The organism is Enterococcus sp. DIV2419 (assembly GCF_051711865.1).
Classification (GTDB): domain Bacteria; phylum Bacillota; class Bacilli; order Lactobacillales; family Enterococcaceae; genus Enterococcus; species Enterococcus faecalis.
In genome coordinates this window covers 398,078-417,966 of the sequence record NZ_JBIONS010000001.1, presented here as the reverse complement: position 1 = coordinate 417,966, position 19,889 = coordinate 398,078, and the positions used below count along the sequence as shown (strand labels likewise).

18 protein-coding genes are annotated in these 19,889 nt (G+C 37.0%); 3 read left to right on the top strand and 15 right to left on the bottom strand.

Annotated elements, in window-relative coordinates; all coding sequences use genetic code 11:
* Nucleotides 1-9 precede the first annotated feature (9 nt).
* The 3 genes from IGI97_RS01960 to IGI97_RS01950 are packed head-to-tail and all read right to left on the bottom strand — an operon-like array spanning nucleotide 10 to nucleotide 2,671.
* Complete coding sequence (locus tag IGI97_RS01960) at nucleotides 10-765, bottom strand: iron ABC transporter ATP-binding protein (protein WP_002354962.1); 756 nt, start codon at nucleotides 763-765, stop codon at nucleotides 10-12.
* Nucleotides 762-1,727: an iron chelate uptake ABC transporter family permease subunit gene (locus IGI97_RS01955; RefSeq protein WP_208778263.1), complete on the bottom strand. Its 966-nt coding sequence runs from the start codon at nucleotides 1,725-1,727 to the stop codon at nucleotides 762-764. The genes IGI97_RS01960 and IGI97_RS01955 overlap by 4 nt, the downstream gene beginning before the upstream one ends.
* The gene (locus tag IGI97_RS01950) at nucleotides 1,724-2,671 is read right to left on the bottom strand and encodes an ABC transporter permease (protein ID WP_002394759.1); all 948 of its coding nucleotides are present in this window, start codon (nucleotides 2,669-2,671) and stop codon (nucleotides 1,724-1,726) included. Before IGI97_RS01950 ends, IGI97_RS01955 begins: the two co-directional genes overlap by 4 nt.
* 184 nt (nucleotides 2,672-2,855) lie before the next feature.
* Between IGI97_RS01950 and IGI97_RS01945 the strand changes: the two genes are divergently transcribed.
* Nucleotides 2,856-3,308: a YueI family protein gene (locus IGI97_RS01945; protein WP_002359057.1), complete on the top strand. Its 453-nt coding sequence runs from the start codon at nucleotides 2,856-2,858 to the stop codon at nucleotides 3,306-3,308.
* Nucleotides 3,309-3,902: 594 nt separating this feature from the next.
* Here IGI97_RS01945 and gshAB read toward each other — a convergent pair.
* On the bottom strand, nucleotides 3,903-6,173 hold the full coding sequence (gshAB, locus tag IGI97_RS01940) for a bifunctional glutamate--cysteine ligase/glutathione synthetase (protein ID WP_438737867.1): 2,271 nt from the start codon (nucleotides 6,171-6,173) through the stop codon (nucleotides 3,903-3,905).
* A gap of 170 nt (nucleotides 6,174-6,343) precedes the next feature.
* Here gshAB and IGI97_RS01935 point away from each other — a divergent pair, with 170 nt between their 5' ends.
* Entirely contained in the window at nucleotides 6,344-6,844 is a 501-nt protein-coding gene (locus IGI97_RS01935; RefSeq protein ID WP_016634996.1) for a cysteine hydrolase family protein, read from the top strand.
* A gap of 502 nt (nucleotides 6,845-7,346) precedes the next feature.
* Nucleotides 7,347-8,243 carry a YitT family protein gene (locus IGI97_RS01930; RefSeq protein WP_002368434.1) on the top strand — a complete coding sequence of 299 codons (897 nt, stop codon included), beginning with the start codon at nucleotides 7,347-7,349 and terminating at the stop codon, nucleotides 8,241-8,243.
* 50 nt (nucleotides 8,244-8,293) lie between these two features.
* Here the strand turns inward: IGI97_RS01930 and IGI97_RS01925 are convergent, their stop codons facing one another.
* The 11 genes from IGI97_RS01925 to IGI97_RS01875 form a co-directional block, all read right to left on the bottom strand.
* Entirely contained in the window at nucleotides 8,294-8,692 is a 399-nt protein-coding gene (locus tag IGI97_RS01925) for a VOC family protein (protein WP_002354951.1), read from the bottom strand.
* A 119-nt stretch (nucleotides 8,693-8,811) separates the two neighbouring features.
* Nucleotides 8,812-9,297: a cupin domain-containing protein gene (locus tag IGI97_RS01920; protein ID WP_002381091.1), complete on the bottom strand. Its 486-nt coding sequence runs from the start codon at nucleotides 9,295-9,297 to the stop codon at nucleotides 8,812-8,814.
* Between the two features lie 158 nt (nucleotides 9,298-9,455).
* Entirely contained in the window at nucleotides 9,456-10,784 is a 1,329-nt protein-coding gene (gene ftsY / locus IGI97_RS01915; protein WP_438737232.1) for a signal recognition particle-docking protein FtsY, read from the bottom strand.
* 2 nt (nucleotides 10,785-10,786) lie between these two features.
* A complete protein-coding gene (locus IGI97_RS01910; RefSeq protein ID WP_002359053.1) occupies nucleotides 10,787-11,614 on the bottom strand; it encodes a Cof-type HAD-IIB family hydrolase in 828 nt (275 codons plus the stop codon).
* 24 nt (nucleotides 11,615-11,638) lie between these two features.
* Complete coding sequence (gene smc, locus IGI97_RS01905) at nucleotides 11,639-15,217, bottom strand: chromosome segregation protein SMC (protein WP_438737865.1); 3,579 nt, start codon at nucleotides 15,215-15,217, stop codon at nucleotides 11,639-11,641.
* A gap of 20 nt (nucleotides 15,218-15,237) precedes the next feature.
* The gene (gene rnc / locus IGI97_RS01900; RefSeq protein ID WP_002354946.1) at nucleotides 15,238-15,930 is read right to left on the bottom strand and encodes a ribonuclease III; all 693 of its coding nucleotides are present in this window, start codon (nucleotides 15,928-15,930) and stop codon (nucleotides 15,238-15,240) included.
* A gap of 253 nt (nucleotides 15,931-16,183) precedes the next feature.
* Nucleotides 16,184-16,702 (bottom strand): transporter, encoded by a 519-nt coding sequence (locus tag IGI97_RS01895; protein WP_375343748.1) that lies wholly within the window; start codon nucleotides 16,700-16,702, stop codon nucleotides 16,184-16,186.
* Between the two features lie 352 nt (nucleotides 16,703-17,054).
* Nucleotides 17,055-17,321 (bottom strand): hypothetical protein, encoded by a 267-nt coding sequence (locus IGI97_RS01890; protein ID WP_002368441.1) that lies wholly within the window; start codon nucleotides 17,319-17,321, stop codon nucleotides 17,055-17,057.
* Complete coding sequence (locus IGI97_RS01885; protein ID WP_002378962.1) at nucleotides 17,308-18,666, bottom strand: hypothetical protein; 1,359 nt, start codon at nucleotides 18,664-18,666, stop codon at nucleotides 17,308-17,310. Before IGI97_RS01885 ends, IGI97_RS01890 begins: the two co-directional genes overlap by 14 nt.
* The gene (locus IGI97_RS01880) at nucleotides 18,611-19,393 is read right to left on the bottom strand and encodes an ATP-binding cassette domain-containing protein (protein ID WP_002378963.1); all 783 of its coding nucleotides are present in this window, start codon (nucleotides 19,391-19,393) and stop codon (nucleotides 18,611-18,613) included. The genes IGI97_RS01885 and IGI97_RS01880 overlap by 56 nt, the downstream gene beginning before the upstream one ends.
* On the bottom strand, nucleotides 19,390-19,611 hold the full coding sequence (locus IGI97_RS01875) for a hypothetical protein (protein WP_002368444.1): 222 nt from the start codon (nucleotides 19,609-19,611) through the stop codon (nucleotides 19,390-19,392). The genes IGI97_RS01880 and IGI97_RS01875 overlap by 4 nt, the downstream gene beginning before the upstream one ends.
* Between the last annotated feature and the right edge of the window lie 278 nt (nucleotides 19,612-19,889).

The window sequence follows — 19,889 nt, the reverse complement described above, 5'->3', positions numbered from 1 at the left end:
TTGCCCGATTTAGTGATAAAGACAAAAGCGTTTTCCTTCAATTTCACAAATCCGGATATTCATTTCATAAAGATCATTTAAAATACTTGTTTGAATAACTTCTTCTGTTGCGCCATGCGCATAGAGCTTTCCGCCTTTCATGGCGACAATTTCATCTGCATAGCTTGCGGCAAAATTAATATCATGTAGAACAATCAGAATCGTTTTTCCTAGTTCATCCACTAAGCGTTTAAGAATCTGCATCATTTGAACCGCATAATTCATGTCGAGGTTATTTAAGGGCTCATCCAATAAAATATAATCGGTATCTTGGGCTAAAATCATGGCAATATACGCCCGTTGTAATTGGCCCCCAGAAAGGGTATCAATGTATTCTTCCGCCATTTCAGTTAAGCCCAATTGTTCCAGTGCTTCTGTTACTTTTTCATGGTCAGCGCTTTTTAAGCGACCTTTGGAATAAGGAAAGCGGCCAAAATTGACTAGTTCTCGCACAGTTAATTTAAGTTGTACACCGTTGGCTTGTTTTAAAAGGGCAATTTTTTGTGAAAAAGCTGATTGCTTCCAGGTTTTTACTTCTTGCTTGTCCAGATAAATTTCCCCGGTATCTTTGGGAATTAAACGACTCATCATGGCTAGCAGCGTGCTTTTCCCAGCGCCATTTGGCCCAATAAAGGCCGTTAATTTGCCTTCAGAAATAGGTAAATCAATGTCTGAAACGACAAATTTATCGCCATATTTTTTTGATACATCACTCATCTGGATCATGTGCGTTGCTTCCTTTCTGCAATAATTTTCCATATAAAATAAACGCCCCCAACAAATTGAATCACGACACTGAGCGGGGTATTCAAATGAAAGACCTGTTCAACCATCAATTGGCCGAACACCAGTAAAAAGACTGCTATTAAACTCCCTGCCACAAACAGTTCTCGGTGGCGATAGGTTTTCATGAATTGATAACTCATATTGGCCACGATAAAACCTAAAAATGTAATCGGTCCCACTAATGCTGTTGATAAGCCGACCAGACTACTGATCAAACACAACAACACTAATTGAAACTGATTCACAGCAATCCCCAAATTTTGTGCTTGATGGTTTCCTAAATGTAAAACGTCTAAACGGTAACTTTCCCGCCAAAGTATCCCACAAATCATGAGTACCGCCACACCAACGAAAACGAGATACTGACTATTGACGTTACCAAAACTGGCAAACAACTTTCCTTGGAGTAAGTCGTATTCGTTAGGATCCATAATCACTTGTAAAAACGTACTAATACTACTGAAAAAAGCACCTAAAATCATGCCAATCATCAATAATAAAAATAAGTCGGATTGATTTTTGCGTAATAGAAAATACGATAAACTAGTACTTAAAAACACCATTAAAAAGACGTTCATCAAAAACGAGCCAAGACTTACTTGACCTAACGCTTGTGCGCCTCCTAAAAGAAAAAATAACACCGTCTGCACAAAGACGTACAAGGAATCCATTCCTAAAATGTTTGGCGTTAGGAAATGATTTTGCGTGACTGTTTGAAAACTAATAGTTGAAAAAGCCGCAGCGATTCCGACAAAAATAAAAGCCAATAACTTTTTGCCTCGTAACGCCAAAGCAAAGGACCAATTGCCATACGTGTTATAAGTTAAATAACAAAGGCTCACAATTACTACGGCAGCTAAAAGCAAAAGTAATGAAAGCCATTTTTTTAAAGGCCGTTTCATCGTTTGCGCCCCCTTAGTAATAATAAAATGAACAAAATGCTCCCTAATGTTCCGACAACCACGCTGACAGGAATTTCATAAGGGGCAATCAATACTCGTGCTAAAATATCACAGATTAACAAGAACAAACTCCCGCAAATCCCAGTTAACCACAAGGTATTTTTCATATGATCGCCGTAACGTAAAGACACGAGATTGGGAATCACAACCCCTAAAAACGGAATATTCCCCACCATCAATAAAACAATGGCACTTGCTAAAGCAACCAGCGTCAAACCTAAAAACTGAATTCGCTGGTAATGGACGCCAAGACTATTTGCAAATGCTTCACCCATACCAACGACAGTGAAATGATAAGCAAATAAATAAATAACAAACCACAAAGGAATCATTAAGAATAACCATTCATAATTCCCTTTCATAACTGTGGAAAAATTTCCTTGTAACCAAGCAGACATATTTTGAACCAATTGGTATTGATAGGCAAAAAATGTGGCAATTGAACCTAGAATGTTACCAAACATCACGCCCACCAAAGGGACCATCACTTGATTCTTACTTGGTAATAATCGAATGAGCGCTAAGAATAACAAGGTCCCGCTTAGCGCAAAAATAAAAGCAATTGCCGTTCGATAGAGAAACGGAGCTGTTGGGAAAAATAACATTGCGACTAAAATACCCAACCTTGCACTATCGGTTGTTCCAGCGACACTAGGAGCGACAAATTTATTTTGTGTGAGTTGCTGCATAATCAATCCAGAAATACTCATCGTACTACCAGCAATGATTAAACTCAACGTGCGGGGAACACGGGTGGTAAATAAAACAAATTGTTGCTGCGCATCTAATTGAAACAACTGAGAAAGTGCAATGTCCTTCACCCCTATCACTAATGACAATAAGCTGAAAAGTAATAGTAGAACAAACAAACCAATCTTTTTCATGAGAAAACTCCATTTTTATTTAATTGAGAATGATTCTCATTCTTAGTTACAGTGTATGAGAAAACCATCACAAATGCAACCACTTTTTTTCCTTTATTAAAAACTTCTTCTCAAGCCGACTGACCAACGACTTATCTAAGATATGCTATAATGGAGGGAAACGTTAGGAAAGGAGTGTTACTGAATGGCGAATGATGACTTACAACAACGTCTGGATAAAGGAATGTACGGTACGCCCCTCGTTAATCCTGAAGAACAACACAAATACATGGGCACATTTCGTGAACGCTGCCGTCTCTCCATGACCGTCGCTGAAATGAAAGATGCACAGAACCAAAAACATTTATTAGAAGAATTAGCGAAGCATCCTGAAGTTACAGTACTTTTAAATGGCGAAATCTCTTCTGACCTGCAAAGTACCTATATTAAATTATTAAATCAGCATGGCGCAACCTTTAAGATTGTTAACAATTTTGTGGAGAACAACCCTGACTCTCTCGGCTTACTGTTAGCTGAAAAACATGCAGTCGATGAACCTGTGATTGACGTTACAGAAAAATATCCTCAAGCAACAGAAACGCCAAAAGAAGAGCCAACAGCTAAAAAAGGCTTTTGGCAAAAACTATTTCACTCATAAAAAGCTCAAGGAAAGTTATGAGCGCTTCCATTTATAATAGAATTATGCTATTATGAAAATGAAAAAGAGAGGTATGCGGGTACATACCTCTCCTTTTATACCAATGCCAGTTATAAGAACTGGTGGCTTACTGAGTTAAGTTTTTATTAATGTTTAACCGTTCGGCCTGTCAAGCTTATGAACGGTTATTTTTTATTGTTTTTCGTTGCTTCAAGGATACCGAAAATCAGTAGTGCAACAAACGCTAATCAGCTGAACAAAAGCAACTCCTTCGGAAATAAGCCGAAATTCTCCAAAAATTGAAGAACTATTTTCGGAAATTCCTTCTTATTTCTCGGAGCTAAACGCTTTCGCCTTAGCCTCAGAGCAAAACTAATCATCAATTCCAATGCCGCTTCGATTGACAAAAAATGCTCCTTTCGTTAAAGTGCATCGGATACACATAGGCATCACCTGCCTCTCTAACTCAGAGCCACCGTCATACAACTTTCATTGGTAATAGTTTTAGTATAACCTATTGGGTTCACCAAGAAAACGTTTTTATAAAGAATACCGCCAAAAAATCTATTATGAATTTTTTGGCGGTATTCTTTTTTATTGAACCACTTCTGGGTATAAAAGTTTTAAAACGTCCATTGTTAAACGGCGTCCTTTTCCAGCGTAAGGATACACATGCATGTGCATGGCTGGATTAAAGTTTGCTTCGATAATCCCGTACGTTAAGCTATCACGTGTGCCTTTTACGTCTTTGTCAGGAATGATTAAATCAATGCCACAAATTTTGGCTCCTAAAGCAGCTACGGCCTCAATGGCGATTTGTTTATAACTATTATCAATGACATCAGTCATATCAATCGAATCCCCGCCCGTGCTAACATTAGAATTTTCTCGCAAGTACACGATTTGCTCTTTTTCTGGCACAGAATAGATAGTTAAACCTTGTTCTTTCAACATTAGTTTTTCTAAATCATTTAACTGGATTAACTCTAGTGGTGCACGGTGATTGGTCCCCCGCAATGGATCACTATTTTTAGCGGCCACCAATTCTTCTACAGTGTGTTTGCCATCTCCGGTAACATTGGCTGGTACGCGCAACATGATGGCTTTTACATCATTATCTAACACAAAGAACCGATATTCTGTTCCAGGTAAAAATTCTTCAATTAAAACCGCTGTGTCCTCTTTAAAAGCAATCCGTAACGCTTCCGTAAAGTCTTCCAACGAAGCGCCTTCTTTAAAAATGGTAATTCCTAAACCGTAATTCGTTGATTTTGGTTTCACGACAAACGCTTTATTGGCGTAGCGTAAATGTGCTTCTTGTGCCTCAATAAAAGATGAAAATTCTTCACCGCCAGGCACATGGAACCCTGCTGCAGACAAAATTTTCTTTGTCACGGTTTTGTTTTCCATAATCAATGGTACCACGTAGTTATCTTTGCTAGTCATGTTGGCATTTTTGACGTATTCAATGTGCTCACCATGTTGCAGTTTCAAAAATTGCTCTTGTTCATCTAAAATTTCGATTTCCAAACCTTTTTGAATCGCATCAAATAAGAAAATTTGTGTGGATAATTCCATCTCACGGAAACCAGCTAATTGATAAGGGCGTTCAAAGGCCATACTTTGATATTGGTTTCCAAAAATATTTCCCAGTTCACTGTTGGAGTTTTCTTGAATAATCGTCCACATTTTGCCAGAAACGGTGTCTTGTGGATTCCGCAGTTGTTGATAATACTTACCGACAACTTCTTTGCCTTTGCGAATGCCTAGAGCATCTAACATATCAATCATTTCTGAAAAAATCCGATCGCCTTCTGCAATTAACTTAATCGTTTCATGAGGATGACCAAGAGCCACTTGTTCATTAAAAATATCGCCAGTTTTTACCCATTCATCCGCTTCTTCTTTTTCATCTGTCCACAATAAATACAACATGAAATAATGTAAGAAATCCACGGTATCTTCCACAATGCCTAAACGCGAAAAAGGATTTAAGTCTAAATTACGCAACTCGATATAGCGAATACCTGTTTTAGGCAGATCAGACATTTGTTTCCCGCCACGTAAGCGCACAGACGCATAAAATTCTTTTTCTTCAGAAAGTAAACCATTTTCCACCATGCGATGAATATCTTCTAAATAGCGTTCCAATGAGGCATACGATACTTTCACATTGTCATGATTTCTGTAGCCATACGTACTATTCCGAATACTGCGAATAGGTTCTTGCGGTTGGTCGTCATAGACCCTAAAGTAGCCGTCTTCACTAACTGGCGAAGCCCCAAAAAGATACGTAATTAACCAACGATAACGTAAAAAGTTACGGGCAACTTTCATGTACACTTTCGTTTTAAATTGTTTGCAATCTGTCACTTCGGATTGTTCATCATATAATTGCTGAATCAGGGCTTGGTCATATTCAAAATTAAAATGAATTCCGCTGACCATTTGTTTTCGTTTGCCATACTCTTTTGCCAAATAACGACGATATAACACCGCATCATATTGATCTAATTTAGCGATTTTAATCTCTTCATCTTTTGTTGGTAATTGTGGCGGCATACTTAATGGCCACAGCATTTCATCTTCTGGAATCGAACGACGAGCCACATCGTGAATGGCATCTAAAAAACGAAGCATTTCTGTGCCGCTATTTGCTACAGGCGTGATTAGTTCTAATTGTGTTTCACTAAAATCTGTTTGAATATATGGATGATAAGAACGGTTACCAAAAACCGTGGGATGATCAGTTGTCGCTAAAAGCCCTTCTCGTGTACTACGTTGGTTTTCTTTTTCTAAACCAAAACGAGCCATCAATACGTAAGGACGAACATTTTTCTTTTGCATTAATTCTCTATAATTCATCTTGTCGCCTTTCTTTCTACAAACTATCTGTTTCTCTTACTATTATATAGGAAAACGAGTAAATATGCTGTTTTTTTGAACGTTCACTTGGGAATTTTCGAGACACTTTTAGAGAGCGCCTTTTTCCGTTATACTCAAAACAACTAGTTTATAGAAAGTGGGGATTGCTCATGAAAAATCGTGCATTACTTTTAATTGACTTTCAAAAAGGCATCGAAAGTCCGTCGCAGCAATTGTACCGTCTGCTAGCAGTGTTGGAAAAGGTCAATCAGCGTATTGCTATCTACCGCCAACACCATGCGCCCATTATTTTTGTTCAACATGAAGAAACCGAATTACCTTTTGGCTCAGACTCTTGGCAACTTTTTGAAAAACTGGATGCACAACCCACAGATTTTTTCATCCGCAAAACACATGTGAATGCCTTTTACCAAACAAATTTAAATGATTTACTGACGGAACACGACATTCAAACGTTAGAAATCGCTGGTGTCCAAACCGAGTTTTGTGTGGACACTACAATTCGGATGGCTCATGGTTTAGGCTATACGTGTTTGATGACACCGAAAACCACTTCCACCTTGGATAATGGACATTTAACCGCGGCACAAATTATCCAACATCATGAAGCTATTTGGGCTGGCCGCTTTTTGACTTTTTTGAGCCTGTGAAAAAAATCACTTTGGATTTTTGTTCCGGGCTCAAAATCTGATAAACGGCGGGAACAGAACCAACTCCTTCGGAAATAAACCGAAATTGTTGAGAATCACGAAGAACGTAGTGATTCGATGATGAACAATACCTACTTGGTCTCCAAAAATTAAAGAACACCGGGTAGGTATCATGCAACATCAACTCGTACCTCGTTGTGTTTTATGACAATTTTCGGAAATTTCTTCTTATTGCTGAGAAACACTATTTGCAAAGCAAATAGATGTTAATCAGTACCTACTTGGTTCTCGGAGCTAAACGGTTCTGTCCCGACCTCTTTTCCAAAAAATTGTTTGTTCACTATGTTTTCTTGTCGTATTTCATGTTAGTATAAGGAAAAAGTGTTCAGTTGATTAGTTGAAGATTTAGAGTGTGGGACATAAGTCGATTAGGCTTGTCTCTCATGTTCTGTCTTTTTTTATGTCATCATTCACTAAACTAATAAATAATTGGAGGTATTTTATGAACAAATTTTTTACAGCCCAACGTTTAAAAGACACCGCCTATGTAACAGTCGGTGCATTCATTTTGGCCATTTCAATCAATGCGGTCTTATTGCCAAATAAACTTGTCGCAGGCGGAGCCAATGGCATTAGTATTGTTATTAATTATGTTTTCGGGATTAGTCCCGCCATTGTTCTTTACGCCATCAATATTCCTCTTTTAGTGCTTTGTTTCTTACTTCTTGGGAAAGAGGTCGGTGTCAAAACCATTTATGGCAGTCTTATTTATCCATTTTTTGTAGGAATTACTTCGGGGATGCCTGTTTTAACACATAATATTTTTCTAGCAGCATTATTTGGCGGTATTATTACAGGTGCTGGCCTAGGCTTGGTTTTCCGTGGCAATGCTTCAACTGGTGGGACAGCAATCATTTCACAAATTGTCAATAAATACTTCAAAGTTTCCTTAGGTATTGCTATTTTATTCGTCGATGGTTTAGTCATTTTATCAGCAATGTATGCTTTTAATGCAGATATTGTGTTATTCTCTTTAATTTGTTTATTTACAATTGGTCGTGTCGTTGACATGATTCAAGTTGGTCTGGTTCGCTCGAAGAATGTGATGATTATTTCACCAAAATATGTCGCTATTCAAGAACGCTTATTACGTGAACTAGATAAAGGTGTGACCTTGGTGCCAATCGAAGGCGGTTATCGAAGCGCGAAAGGCATGCTCTTAATGACTGTCATTCGTGAAAAAGATTTTCCCCGCTTAAAAGAAGCCATTCTTGATATTGATGAAGAAGCTTTTTTGATTTCAATGAGTGCGAGTGAAGTCTACGGAAAAGGATTTAGCTTGAAAAAAGTAGCTGATTCTTATGGCGTTGAAGCTACTAATGCCAATAATTTACAATAGTTTTTTGTAGGAAAAGAGCCGCAAAATCTGTAGAGATTTTGCGGCTCTTTTTACATCTTCATCCAGACAGGTTCTAAGCTATTGCCATCCAAATCTTGCACCTCTAAGCCATACATTTGCTCTTCTGGTATTCCCATATCAACTCGGTAACAGTTGCCTCCGTTAGCTTTGGCGGTTTCGCCAAACTGTTTTACGGCTTCGGCACTCTCTAAACTAAAGGAAATTAATGCTCCACTGGTTGTTTGCGCATCAATAATTTGCTTTTCTTGGATAAATTTTCCATAAAAGTCATGGTTCAACAACATAATCCAAAATTGATCATCCCACATCATCGAACTAGCTTCCTCTGTTGAAAATTCCTCGTTCTTTTTGAATCCAAGTTTTTCATAAAAGGCTGTAGAACGTTGGACATCCGCTACTGGGAAGTTAACAAAAACCATTGTGCCCATGTGATTCATCCCTTTCTTTTAATCATCTACGACAGCTAAGTGTGCGTTGCGACAAAATCAACAAGCTTGTTTGATTTATACTAGCATATTCATAAAAGAAATGTTACTAAAACGTTTTCTTAAGGTAATTCTCGATAAGCCAAGTGCTGAATGATTTCACTATGTTGTGGATAATCGTTTAACAATTCCGCTTGAGTAAATAACTCGAAGTCTTCAAACTCAAAGCCTGGTGTAACCACACAACTGACTAACGCAAATCCTGTCGCTACTGTAGAGCCAAAGATTGTGCCGGCAGGAACTGAGAACGAAAGCTGTTGTCCTTGAACTAAGTCTTTCCCTAACTGAACAGCTTGATACGTTCCATCAGGAAAAATACAGTGAACGGTTAACGGCTGACCATCGTGAAAAAACCATAATTCATCCGCTTTTAAACGATGAAAATGTGACGGACTTTCTGTATTTAATAGAAACAAAATCGCTGTATGCAACGCCCGTTCGCCTCGTTTGGTTGGAATCAATTGTTCACTTTTATTGGTTTGTTTAAAATAACCGCCCTCAGGATGCGCTTCTAATCCTAACTTCTCAATCCACATTTGTTCTGTCATCTTCTCCCTCACTCCTTCATTTTTTCAGAAACGATTTAGGAAGAACTTAGAACATCCGTCCCAATCCTAAAATAAACGGCGGGACAGGAGTAGCTTCTTCATTCTTGAAGCTAAATACTCCTGTCCCACGTTCTTCCCAAACCTGTTATTTTCTACAACTAAACATCTTTTAATAAGCCTTTAAATAAGCCCATTGCGAAATCGTTGGCATTAAATGGTTCTAAATCGTTAATGCCTTCACCTAGACCAACTAATTTCACTGGCAAGTGTAATTCATTCCGAATAGCAATGACAATACCACCTTTGGCTGTTCCGTCTAGTTTGGTTAAAACTAAGCCAGTGACATCGGTTGTTTCTTTGAACTGTTTGGCTTGTGTCATCGCATTTTGCCCAGTAGTTGCGTCCACAACTAAGAGAACTTCGTGAGGCGCATCTGGAATTTCTCGTTGAATGACTCGTTTAATTTTTTCTAATTCCTTCATTAAGTTGACTTTATTTTGTAAACGACCTGCTGTATCCACTAGCAAAACATCGGCCTGTTCTGCTTTGGCACGTTCCACTGCATCGAAAACGACCGCTGCTGGATCGCCGCCAGCATTCCCACGCACAACTTCAACGCCAGCCCGTTCACCCCAAACAACTAATTGATCAATGGCACCCGCTCGGAACGTATCGGCAGCGGCCATTAAAACTTTCTTTCCTTCCAACTTGTATTGATGGGCTAATTTACCAATGCTGGTTGTTTTACCAACTCCATTAACACCAACAAATAAAATCACGGTTAAGCCATTTGGCTGTAAGTTGATTGCATTATTTTCATTAATTCCTGCTTCTTCATACAAATCAACCATTTTTTCAATGATGGTATTTTGAACTTGAGCTGGTTTTTTCACGTTTCGCAGTTTCACTTCTTGTCGCAAGGCTTCTGTAATTTTTAAGGATGTATCAAAGCCTACGTCTGCACCAATCAACGTTTCTTCTAATTCTTCAAAGAAATCTTCATCGACGCTCCGGAAATTAGCAAACAATTCATTTAACCGTTGACCAAATGTCTTACGCGTTTTTTCCAAACCTTTTTCATATTTTTCTTGGACTTGCTCTTCTTTTGACTCTTCAATTTCTTCTGAAACCTGCGTGTCTGTTGGTTCTGCCAACGGAGTCACGACACTACTTTCTTCCTCAGGCGCTTCCACAACAACTTCTTGTGTTTCCTCTGTCAGGATTTCTTCTGGCTCTTCTTCTAACGCTTCTTCTACGCCAGCTAATTTTTCCATTTCAGCGTTATCTGTTAAATCGGCTGTTTCTGTGACTTCTTCCGCTGTCGTTTCTGGCGTTGTTTGCGCCTCTTCTACTGCGGTTTCTTTTGATTCAGTAGGCGCTGATTCATCACTAGGTGTTTCGTCTACTGTTTCTTCAATTATCTCTTGTTTTTCTTCTTCCTTTTTTTCAGCGGAAAAAGCTTTTTTAATTTTATCAAAAAATCCCATTCTTATTGGCCTCCTTCCAACGGCGTTAAAATATATTTTTCGACCGCTTTGGCAACGCCATCTTGGTCATTCGTGTCTGTGACGACATCTGCGGCTTCTTTAACTAATGGAATCGCATTTGCCATGGCGACACCTAAGCCAGCGTATTCGATCATCGGTAAATCATTTTCTTCGTCCCCTAGCGTCATGATTTCTTCTGCACGGATTCCTAAATCTTTGGCTAACAAGGAAATACCATAGGCTTTCGTAATCCCTTTTGGCATAAATTCTAATAAGTTATTTCGCGTTTTAATAATTTCAAAGCGCTCATAAAAAGAGGCCGGAATTTCCTTGATGCGTTCATTTAAATACGCTTCATCAATCGCAACAACAACTTTGTTATAAATTCGATTCGGGGTTAACTCTTCTAATTTGTAGGACTCAAAGGTTAATAATTTGTTTAGAGAACTATAAATTGAAGGATAATTAGGTGCAGAAGGCAGTTGCATCACGACCTCATCGGATAAGACATCAAACGGCATGTTGAGTGTGGTTGCTAATTGGTACAGCTCATGAATCGCTTCCAAGGGCATCAATGTTTTCTCAATAATGGCTCCTGTATCATTTTTTTGAACCAACCCGCCGTTAAAAGTAATGCTATAATCGCCTTCATCTTGTAAACCTAATTCTTCTAAGTAAGGACCAATGGCTGCCAAAGGTCGACCTGTGCAGATAACAACTTTCACGCCTGCTTGTTTCGCAGCCATCAGTGCTTGTTTATTCCGTAAAGAAATCTCTTTTTGGCTATTTAATAATGTTCCATCTAAATCAATAGCAACCAATTTTATCAAACGTTCGCTCCTCCTTGCTTCTGGCTAATTGCTTTTTTCAATTGCGCCACCTTCTTTGACCTCTTCCAAGCGAACTGAAACGATTTTTGAAACCCCAGATTCTTGCATAGTCACGCCATATAAAACATCTGCGGCTTCCATTGTCCCTTTACGATGCGTCACCACAATAAACTGTGTGCCATCTTCAAATTCGCTTAAATAATGGCCAAAACGAGCAACGTTGGCTTCATCTAAAGCTGCTTCTACTTCATCTAAAATACAGAACGGAACTGGTCGAACACGAATAATTGAAAAGAGTAACGCAATCGCCGTTAATGCCCGTTCGCCTCCAGACAACAAGCTTAAATGTTGTAATTTTTTCCCTGGTGGTTGCGCCTCAATCTCAATCCCTGTATTCAAGAGATCCTCTGGGTTGGTTAGCACCAGTTCTGCCCGTCCGCCTCCAAACATATTAGGAAATACCACTTTGAACTGGCCACGAATTGCTTCAAAGACTTCTTTAAACCGTTCTTTCACTTCTTGGTCCATTTCATCCATGGTTTCAAATAATTGTTCTTTCGCATTTAATAAATCATCACGTTGACTGACTAGAAATTGATGGCGTTCATCGACTTGTTCAAATTGCTCGATGGCGCTTAAGTTAACAGGTCCTAACCGCTCAATTTCTTGTTTTAGGCGTTTCACTGTTTGCTGTGCTTGCGCTAAATCATCGATTGGGAAATACGCTTCATAGGCAGCTTCAAAGGTTAAGCTGTATTCTTCCTGTAAGTAACTTAACGAGCTATCTAATTGCATTTCTGCACGATTTTTTAGGACTTCAATTTGTGTTTTATCTGCTAAATACTGTTGTTGGCGTTTGTTTTCTTCCGCTAATTTTGTATCTAACTCGTCTACTTCTTCTTGCAACGCTTGTCGTTGACTACGTGCCGTTTGTAAAGAGGTTTGCAACGCTGTTTGTTTCTCCGCTAATTGAGCGACTTGTGCCGCTAAGCCTTCTTCGGTTAACTGGTGATCGCTAGAATGGCTACTTAATTGTTGTAGCTGTTGACGGATGGCCGTTTCTCGAATCAACAATTCGTCCAATTGTTCTTGTTTGTCTTGCTTTTGACGAGCAAAATGGGCACATTGTTCCGCCGCTACTGCTTGTTCTGCTTGAACTGTCGTCAAGCGTTCTTGCGCTTGGGCTTTAAAGGTTTCCATTTGGCTAGCTTCTTGTTCCACTTGTTTCATTTCAGCATCTAAACGTTCTTTCGTTGCCGTTAAGCTTGCTTGTTGCTCTGTCAATGTGGCTTTTTTCGCTTGATATTCGGTTAAGAATTGATGCAATTCCCGTGATTCATATTCAAACAGACGTTTTTCTTTTGTTAAACGAGTAATCGTTTCTGTTTGATTGGCTAATTTATTATCAATTTCTTGTTGTTTTAAACGATTTTGTTCACCAGCAGAGCGCAACATTTCTGCACGTTCCGTGGCTGTTTTCACTTCTTGCGAGAGCGCTTGGACTTCTTGTTCTACACTTCTTAGTTGTGTTTCTAATTGAGTCATTTGTTCAGTGATTGTTTGAAGTTCTTGCGCTTGTGAAAATAGGCTTCCTTGGTTGCCACGTTTATTGGCTCCCCCAGTCATCGAACCGCCAGGATTCATCACATCGCCTTCCAATGAGACAACGCGATATTGGTAATTGACTAATTTTGCTAACTGGTTGGCACTCGTTAAATCTGCCGCTAAAATCGTGACGCCTAAGAGATTTTGAATAACGGCTTGTACTTGTTCTGGATAACGAACTAATTCACTGGCAATCCCCACGAAGCCCGGTGCACCAGCCAAACGATTCTGAACCATCGACGATACAGAGCGCGGCTTAATGGTAGTCAATGGTAAAAAGGTTGCTCGGCCACTGTGTTGTTGTTTTAAGAAGGTAATGCCTGCACGACCATCTTTCTCATTTTCCACAACAATATGTTGCGCCGCACCACCTAAGGCCGTTTCAATCGCCAACGTATATTCTTTAGGCACTTCAATTAACTCAGCCACTGCGCCAACAATCCCAGTTAATTGGTTTTTGTGACGCAATACAGCTTTCACGCCTTGATAGAAGCCAGCGTAATTTTCTTGAATTTCTTGCAAACTTTTTTGGCGTGCCTTCGCTTGTTGCACTTGATTCATCGCTTGGTACATATCATTTTGACGCTGTGCTAATCGTTCACGTTTGGCTTCAAGCGTTGCTTTCAACGCAGTGTATTCTTCCAACTGTTCTTGTAAGCCTTGTTTTGCAACTTTTTGCTCTTTTTCTAGCGTTTCTTTCATTGCAAGAGCTTCAACCATCTGTTCTTCTAGCGCTTCGTGTTTTGCTAGCGATTGTTGATTTTTAGCTGTTTCTTGTTGATATTGTCGTTCTAAATATTTTAAGTCATTGGCTGTATTGGCTTGTTCTTGCATGACTTCCACATACTGACTGCGCAATTCTTCCATTAATTCTTTAGAAGACTTACTATATTTTTCCACATCTTTCGTTGCCAAAGCCAATGCTTCTTTTAACGTCTGACGTTGTGCCGTTTTTTCTGCGATTGCTGTTTCCAGCGTCTGCAATTCTTCTCGATAACGAACAATTTTTTCGGCCGTTTCTGCCAACGTCTCTTCGTATTCGCTTGCCGTTTGGGAGGTGTGTTTGGAACGTTCAATTAAAACATTTTTTTGTCCTTCTGCTTGTTTCAACGCTTCTGTCACTTGTAATAATTGTTGTTGTTCCGTTTCAATTTGTTCATCTAAACGATTGCGCTTGCTTCGTAAACGTACCAATTTGCCTTCTAGGTCATGGACTTGCTTACTTGCGCCAGCTAACTTTTCTTCAATGGCTGTTAATTCTTGCGTTTTCGTTTCCCAAATAGCTTTTGCTTCTTGAATTTCGGTCACAGTTAAATTGACATCAATTTCGGTAAGTTCTTCTTTCAAAGCTAAATACTTTTTGGCCGCATCTGCTTGGGCGGCTAGAGGAACTAATTGGTCTTCCAACTCGTAAATGATATCTTGGACACGGCTTAAGTTGTCCTCGGTTTCGAAAAGCTTTTGTTCAGCTTTTTTCTTTCGTTGTTTGTATTTTAAAACGCCCGCTGCTTCTTCAAAAATCCCTCGACGGTCTTCAGGTTTACTATTAAAAATCGCTTCAACTTTCCCTTGCGAAATAATTGAAAAAGATTCTTTGCCTAACCCTGAATCCATAAATAAATCTTGAATGTCTTTTAAACGGCACGCTTGTTTATTAATAAAAAAGTCACTTTCGCCCGTTCGTTTTAAACGACGGGTGACACTAATCTCACTATAATCCAATGCTAAATAATGGTCGCTGTTGTCTAACGTCACGGTAACTTCCGCAATATTTAGCGGTTTACGACCTTCCGAACCGGCAAAGATAATGTCGTTCATTTTGCCACCGCGAAGGTTTTTCGCAGATTGTTCACCTAATACCCAGCGAACGGCTTCCGTGATATTACTTTTCCCACTTCCATTCGGACCAACCACTGCTGTCACATCATCTTCAAATTCAATAATGGTTTTATCTGCAAATGATTTAAATCCTGTAATTTCAATTCGTTTTAAATACACGAATATTGCTCCTTCCAGCCTTACTGAGGAATACTTTTCAGTGCCCGCTCAGCGGCATCCTGTTCAGCTAACTTCTTCGATTTTCCTTGGCCTAACCCAATGAGTTCACCATTCATGTAAACTTCAGTGAAAAAGGTGCGGTCATGAGCAGGGCCTTCTTCTTTAATTAAGCGATATTCAATTGAAACATCGCCTTTGCGTTGTAAAACTTCTTGTAATTGTGTTTTGTGATCCATCTCATGTGAAAAAGCACCGGCATCAATTTTCGGAAAAATAACGTCTTCAATAAATTTCTTGGCTGCGCCAACTTTTTGGTCTAAGTAGAGGGCACCTAAAAAGGCTTCAAATAAGTCACATAATAATGATGCACGTGTTCGTCCGCCCGATGCTTCTTCTCCTTTACCTAATAAAATGTAGTTGTCGAAGTGACATTCTTTCGCAAATTTGGCTAAACTATCTTCCCGAACGATGGCTGCGCGCATCTTCGTTAATTTTCCTTCTGGAAGTTCTGGGAATTTTAAATACAAATATTGTGAAACAATTAATTCTAAAACTGCATCTCCTAAAAATTCAAGACGTTCATTATCGGATAATTTTAAATAGCGATGCTCATTCACATAGGATGAATGAGTAAAAGCTTGCTCTAATAGATTGACATCATGGAAAACAATGCCGTAACGTTCTTTTAACTCTGTTGTTAACTGATTGTCCATTCTCCACATTCCTTTACATTTATTTACACCTTGTTTCATTATACTTTTTTTTTCACTTTTTTTAAATGGTTCTATTCAGAAAAAGCCTGTTATTCACTGTGTTCTCATTATTTTTTAGAAAAAATAAATAAATCACCTCTCCAGCTATCAAATCAGCCACTGCTACCCCATAAAAAAAGAGAAAACGTAGCAACGTTTTCTCGGAATTTTTTGAATAAACGTACCAGCAAGAGACAATAAAAAAAGCATTCAGTTATTCACTTTCACTAAATATTAACATCTCATTTAAAGATTGGGATAATTCTTCTTTTTGTCGTCTTTTTAATTTTGTTTTAGTCGCATCATGATTCTTTACTGTGCCTATATGAACCTGCACCTCTTTCTTATTATTTATAGCAACAATAAAAGGTACAGAAAGCGACTCATCCCCAGTATATTTTTGATAAAATTTTTGTAATAATTCATCATCATTTTCTGTATAGTCATCACCACGAGTATTTACAGCATAAGCATTCATACTTTCCTTCTCTAATTCTTTATCTAGTATTGGTAATAATTCTAGACACCAAGGACAAGTCGGAAAGCCAAAATAATAAATTCCTTGTTGTCTGTTCACCAGATTTCCCATTATTTTTGAAGTATCAGTATGTACAAACTGTTTTGTCTCGTCATTATATGATACATACTTATTTTGATTAAACGCTAAGTAATAACCAAAAACAAATATAATCAAACTAACAAGAAAAATAATGAACACTTTTCTTTTTTTCATTTATTTCTCCTCCTAAAAATTTGAAAAATTGAAAGCAAAATTATTTCTCCATCTGCAGTAAACGGTAAGAGATTAAAAATATTACTAATACAAGATACTTTTAAAATCACAGTATAATAATTTAATGGCAAAATTATTCCTACTATAACCAAGAAAAGCGGAGATATCGCTGAAATCAATAAATTATCTAGAGGATTATTTCTGTTCGTATACACCACTTTAAATGGGTATAGACCAACTCTCTTTATATAAGCATTGTATTTGAAGAATTTGGCTAAAATAAAATGTAACCACTCATGTACAAGTAACACGACATATATTGACAACACATACAATATTGATAACTTAATAATCATATTTTCTTTTTTCCAAATAACCCAGTCAAAATATAGACAACTAACAATAACAACAAATAGAGTACTAATACCTTAATTGTCAAACCAAAAGTAGTTGAAATTTCATGTTTACTTATACGATTATCAATCGTAATTCCTAATAAGGTAGTGACTTTCGTTGATTCTGTGCGACTGGTATGGAATAGCTCCCATAATGTTTCGATCACAAGAACTAACAAATAGATAACTGTTATACTTCCTAAATATTTACTATTCTTTTTCATTTCTCACCTTCTTAATTACTAACAAATGCAAGAGTACTAAAACAATTAGAATCAACCAACCAAAAGAGCGATTTGTCAATAAACTAACTAGAACAAATACAATAAATAATAACAATAATGAAGTCGTTTCATTTAAACTTCCTTGTGATTTTGGAAATACATATCCCAAAATTATAGCTACTAATGATAACGACAACGCTGTAATTAGTTGAGCTAACTCCCCAAATCCCCAAAAACAAAGTAGTAACAATGGCATTGCCAACATTATCACTAGCAATAGTTGACTCAACCATTCATTTCTAATTTTTATTCTCAATAAATCATATTGTTTTCTGAAATCAGCAGTAATATCTCCATAGCTTAATAATAAAACGCCTGAAAAGGCCATAACAGTTGTCAAAATGAATAACATTGTTCTTAAACCACTTTGGAAAAAAATAACCAACATAACAACTGTAGTAAAACTAATAAAATACCAATTCGCTTTATAACGAAATATAACTTTATTTAAGAATGGAATGTATATATATTTTGAATGTTGAGACATTTGATTTTCAAGAATACTAATTAGTCTTAATAGGCCTATACTAATAAGCATTAAACATACCACTATTAGAAAAAAAGTGATAGGAATCATATAGGAGATACTCCACAATTGGTTTGCTAGAAATAATTCTAAACCATAACGAAAATCAAAAAAATAAAAAGTAGCAAAAATCATTAATAAACTATCACCTATCACTTTGAGACTATTAATTTGTTTCACTCTTCGTTTCAAAAAGAATGTAAACAAACAATGTATAAACTCAATCACCCCAATTACCACTAGATAAAAAAGATGCTGAACAATAAAAAAAATGACATATTCAATAGGAACAGTCGTCACAAGTTTAATAGCTGGCGTAGAAATGATCATAACTAATTCATAAAGCAATATCATAATTACAAATTTGAATAGCATAAAAGATAAGCTGATGTCTTTCTTTCTAAAAGGCAATGTTTTCACAAAAAATAAGGAGTTTTTATCTAATGCAACAGTATTATCAACTAAAATATATGCTATTATACCTAAAACAAATGTATTACTAAAATAACTATAAAAAGTTATTTTTCGACCTTGTTCTATCAAAATATGACTAATTTTTTCTGAATCTGGTACAATTCTAGCTAGTTCACTCATATTAAAAAAAAAGTATGCAAAATAGATAAAAAATACACACACACCTATTACGATGCGAGTACTCTTTTTTGACAAAATAGAGTGCTTGAGCAAACCTCGTAAAGCATTATCAATAAATAACTCGATTAATAGGATGATATCCTTTGATGTATTTAATTTTTTCATGAATTTTCTCCGTACTTATCACTTCTTTTTCTAAATTCTCTGACGCCCCTAAAAATGGAGTTAAATTGCCATTGGACATCAATAAAATATTCTCTGAAAACCTTTCAATAATTAATTTATTATGAGAAATAATCACTATCCCTACTTCTCTAGATAAATTTTCAAACAGCTCTAACGTAAGCAATGTTGTCTCAAAGTCAAGTCCATTAAATATTTCATCACCTAATATATAATCAGTGTTAGCTAGTGCTGCTGCAACTATTTGTATTTTTTTCTTCATACCAAATGAGTACGATTCTATTAAATTAGTTCCAGCAAATTTTAAATCAAATAGTTCTAAAAAATCATCTATCCGTTCTATATCACTACAGCGATATCTTGATAAAACAAAGTTTAAGTACTCTTTACCCGTCATATAATTAGGTAGATAAAATTCCGATGGTATATAGAATATACATTCTTTAAACTTTTCAGAATCATTAGAATAGCTCTCAATAAATACCTTTCCAGACGTTGCATCTTTCAATCCTACAATACAATCTAATAAAGTAGTTTTCCCACTTCCATTTATACCTACAATCACACTAACTCGGTTTTTAGGCAATGAGATAGTTATATTATCTAAAACTTTCCTATCAAATTTTTTTGTTAAATTTTCAATTCTTATCATAAGTTTCTTAACAAGAAGCCTCCATAAAATAGAGGCTCCTTCCTCCTTAAATATCAACGTTTACAATTGAAGGTAACGTGTACCAAGTCGGGAACACCAATTTTAATACTCCCAGCAAATGTTCCACCTACCCAACTACAGTAAACTGCATAACCAATACAGCCAATCACTGAAAGTAATATTACAACTGCCCAAACCCATTTTACAGTTATTTCTTGTGAATATTTTGATTGCAATGCAAGCAAATAATTCTCCATATAAAGTGGCATATCCATTCACTCCTTTCTTTAAATATAAGTTTTAGTTATAAACAATACCAAACACACCTTCAAAAACTAACTAAAACTTAATCTAATTGTAACTTATCGTTCTTTATACGTAAAGGGAGTATTATATATATAATAAAAAAAATAACATTTCATAACAAACATGTAGATATACACACTAAATAAAATAAAAAAAACAGAACCTCCCATCAAAAACCATACTGCATAAAAAACAATTCATCTATAACAAAAAAAATAACGCATACATATAAATTGTAATTGCTTGA

Excerpts from the sequence above, each read along its gene's own strand:
- IGI97_RS01960 (WP_002354962.1), bottom strand. The coding sequence starts at position 765 with ATGATCCAGATGAGTGATGTATCAAAAAAATATGGCGATAAATTTGTC.
- IGI97_RS01955 (WP_208778263.1), bottom strand. The coding sequence starts at position 1,727 with ATGAAACGGCCTTTAAAAAAATGGCTTTCATTACTTTTGCTTTTAGCT.
- IGI97_RS01950 (WP_002394759.1), bottom strand. The coding sequence starts at position 2,671 with ATGAAAAAGATTGGTTTGTTTGTTCTACTATTACTTTTCAGCTTATTG.
- IGI97_RS01945 (WP_002359057.1), top strand. The coding sequence starts at position 2,856 with ATGGCGAATGATGACTTACAACAACGTCTGGATAAAGGAATGTACGGT.
- gshAB (WP_438737867.1), bottom strand. The coding sequence starts at position 6,173 with ATGAATTATAGAGAATTAATGCAAAAGAAAAATGTTCGTCCTTACGTA.
- IGI97_RS01935 (WP_016634996.1), top strand. The coding sequence starts at position 6,344 with ATGAAAAATCGTGCATTACTTTTAATTGACTTTCAAAAAGGCATCGAA.
- IGI97_RS01930 (WP_002368434.1), top strand. The coding sequence starts at position 7,347 with ATGAACAAATTTTTTACAGCCCAACGTTTAAAAGACACCGCCTATGTA.
- IGI97_RS01925 (WP_002354951.1), bottom strand. The coding sequence starts at position 8,692 with ATGGGCACAATGGTTTTTGTTAACTTCCCAGTAGCGGATGTCCAACGT.
- IGI97_RS01920 (WP_002381091.1), bottom strand. The coding sequence starts at position 9,297 with ATGACAGAACAAATGTGGATTGAGAAGTTAGGATTAGAAGCGCATCCT.
- ftsY (WP_438737232.1), bottom strand. The coding sequence starts at position 10,784 with ATGGGATTTTTTGATAAAATTAAAAAAGCTTTTTCCGCTGAAAAAAAG.
- rnc (WP_002354946.1), bottom strand. The coding sequence starts at position 15,930 with ATGGACAATCAGTTAACAACAGAGTTAAAAGAACGTTACGGCATTGTT.
- IGI97_RS01895 (WP_375343748.1), bottom strand. The coding sequence starts at position 16,702 with ATGAAAAAAAGAAAAGTGTTCATTATTTTTCTTGTTAGTTTGATTATA.
- IGI97_RS01890 (WP_002368441.1), bottom strand. The coding sequence starts at position 17,321 with ATGAAAAAGAATAGTAAATATTTAGGAAGTATAACAGTTATCTATTTG.
- IGI97_RS01885 (WP_002378962.1), bottom strand. The coding sequence starts at position 18,666 with ATGAAAAAATTAAATACATCAAAGGATATCATCCTATTAATCGAGTTA.
- IGI97_RS01875 (WP_002368444.1), bottom strand. The coding sequence starts at position 19,611 with ATGGATATGCCACTTTATATGGAGAATTATTTGCTTGCATTGCAATCA.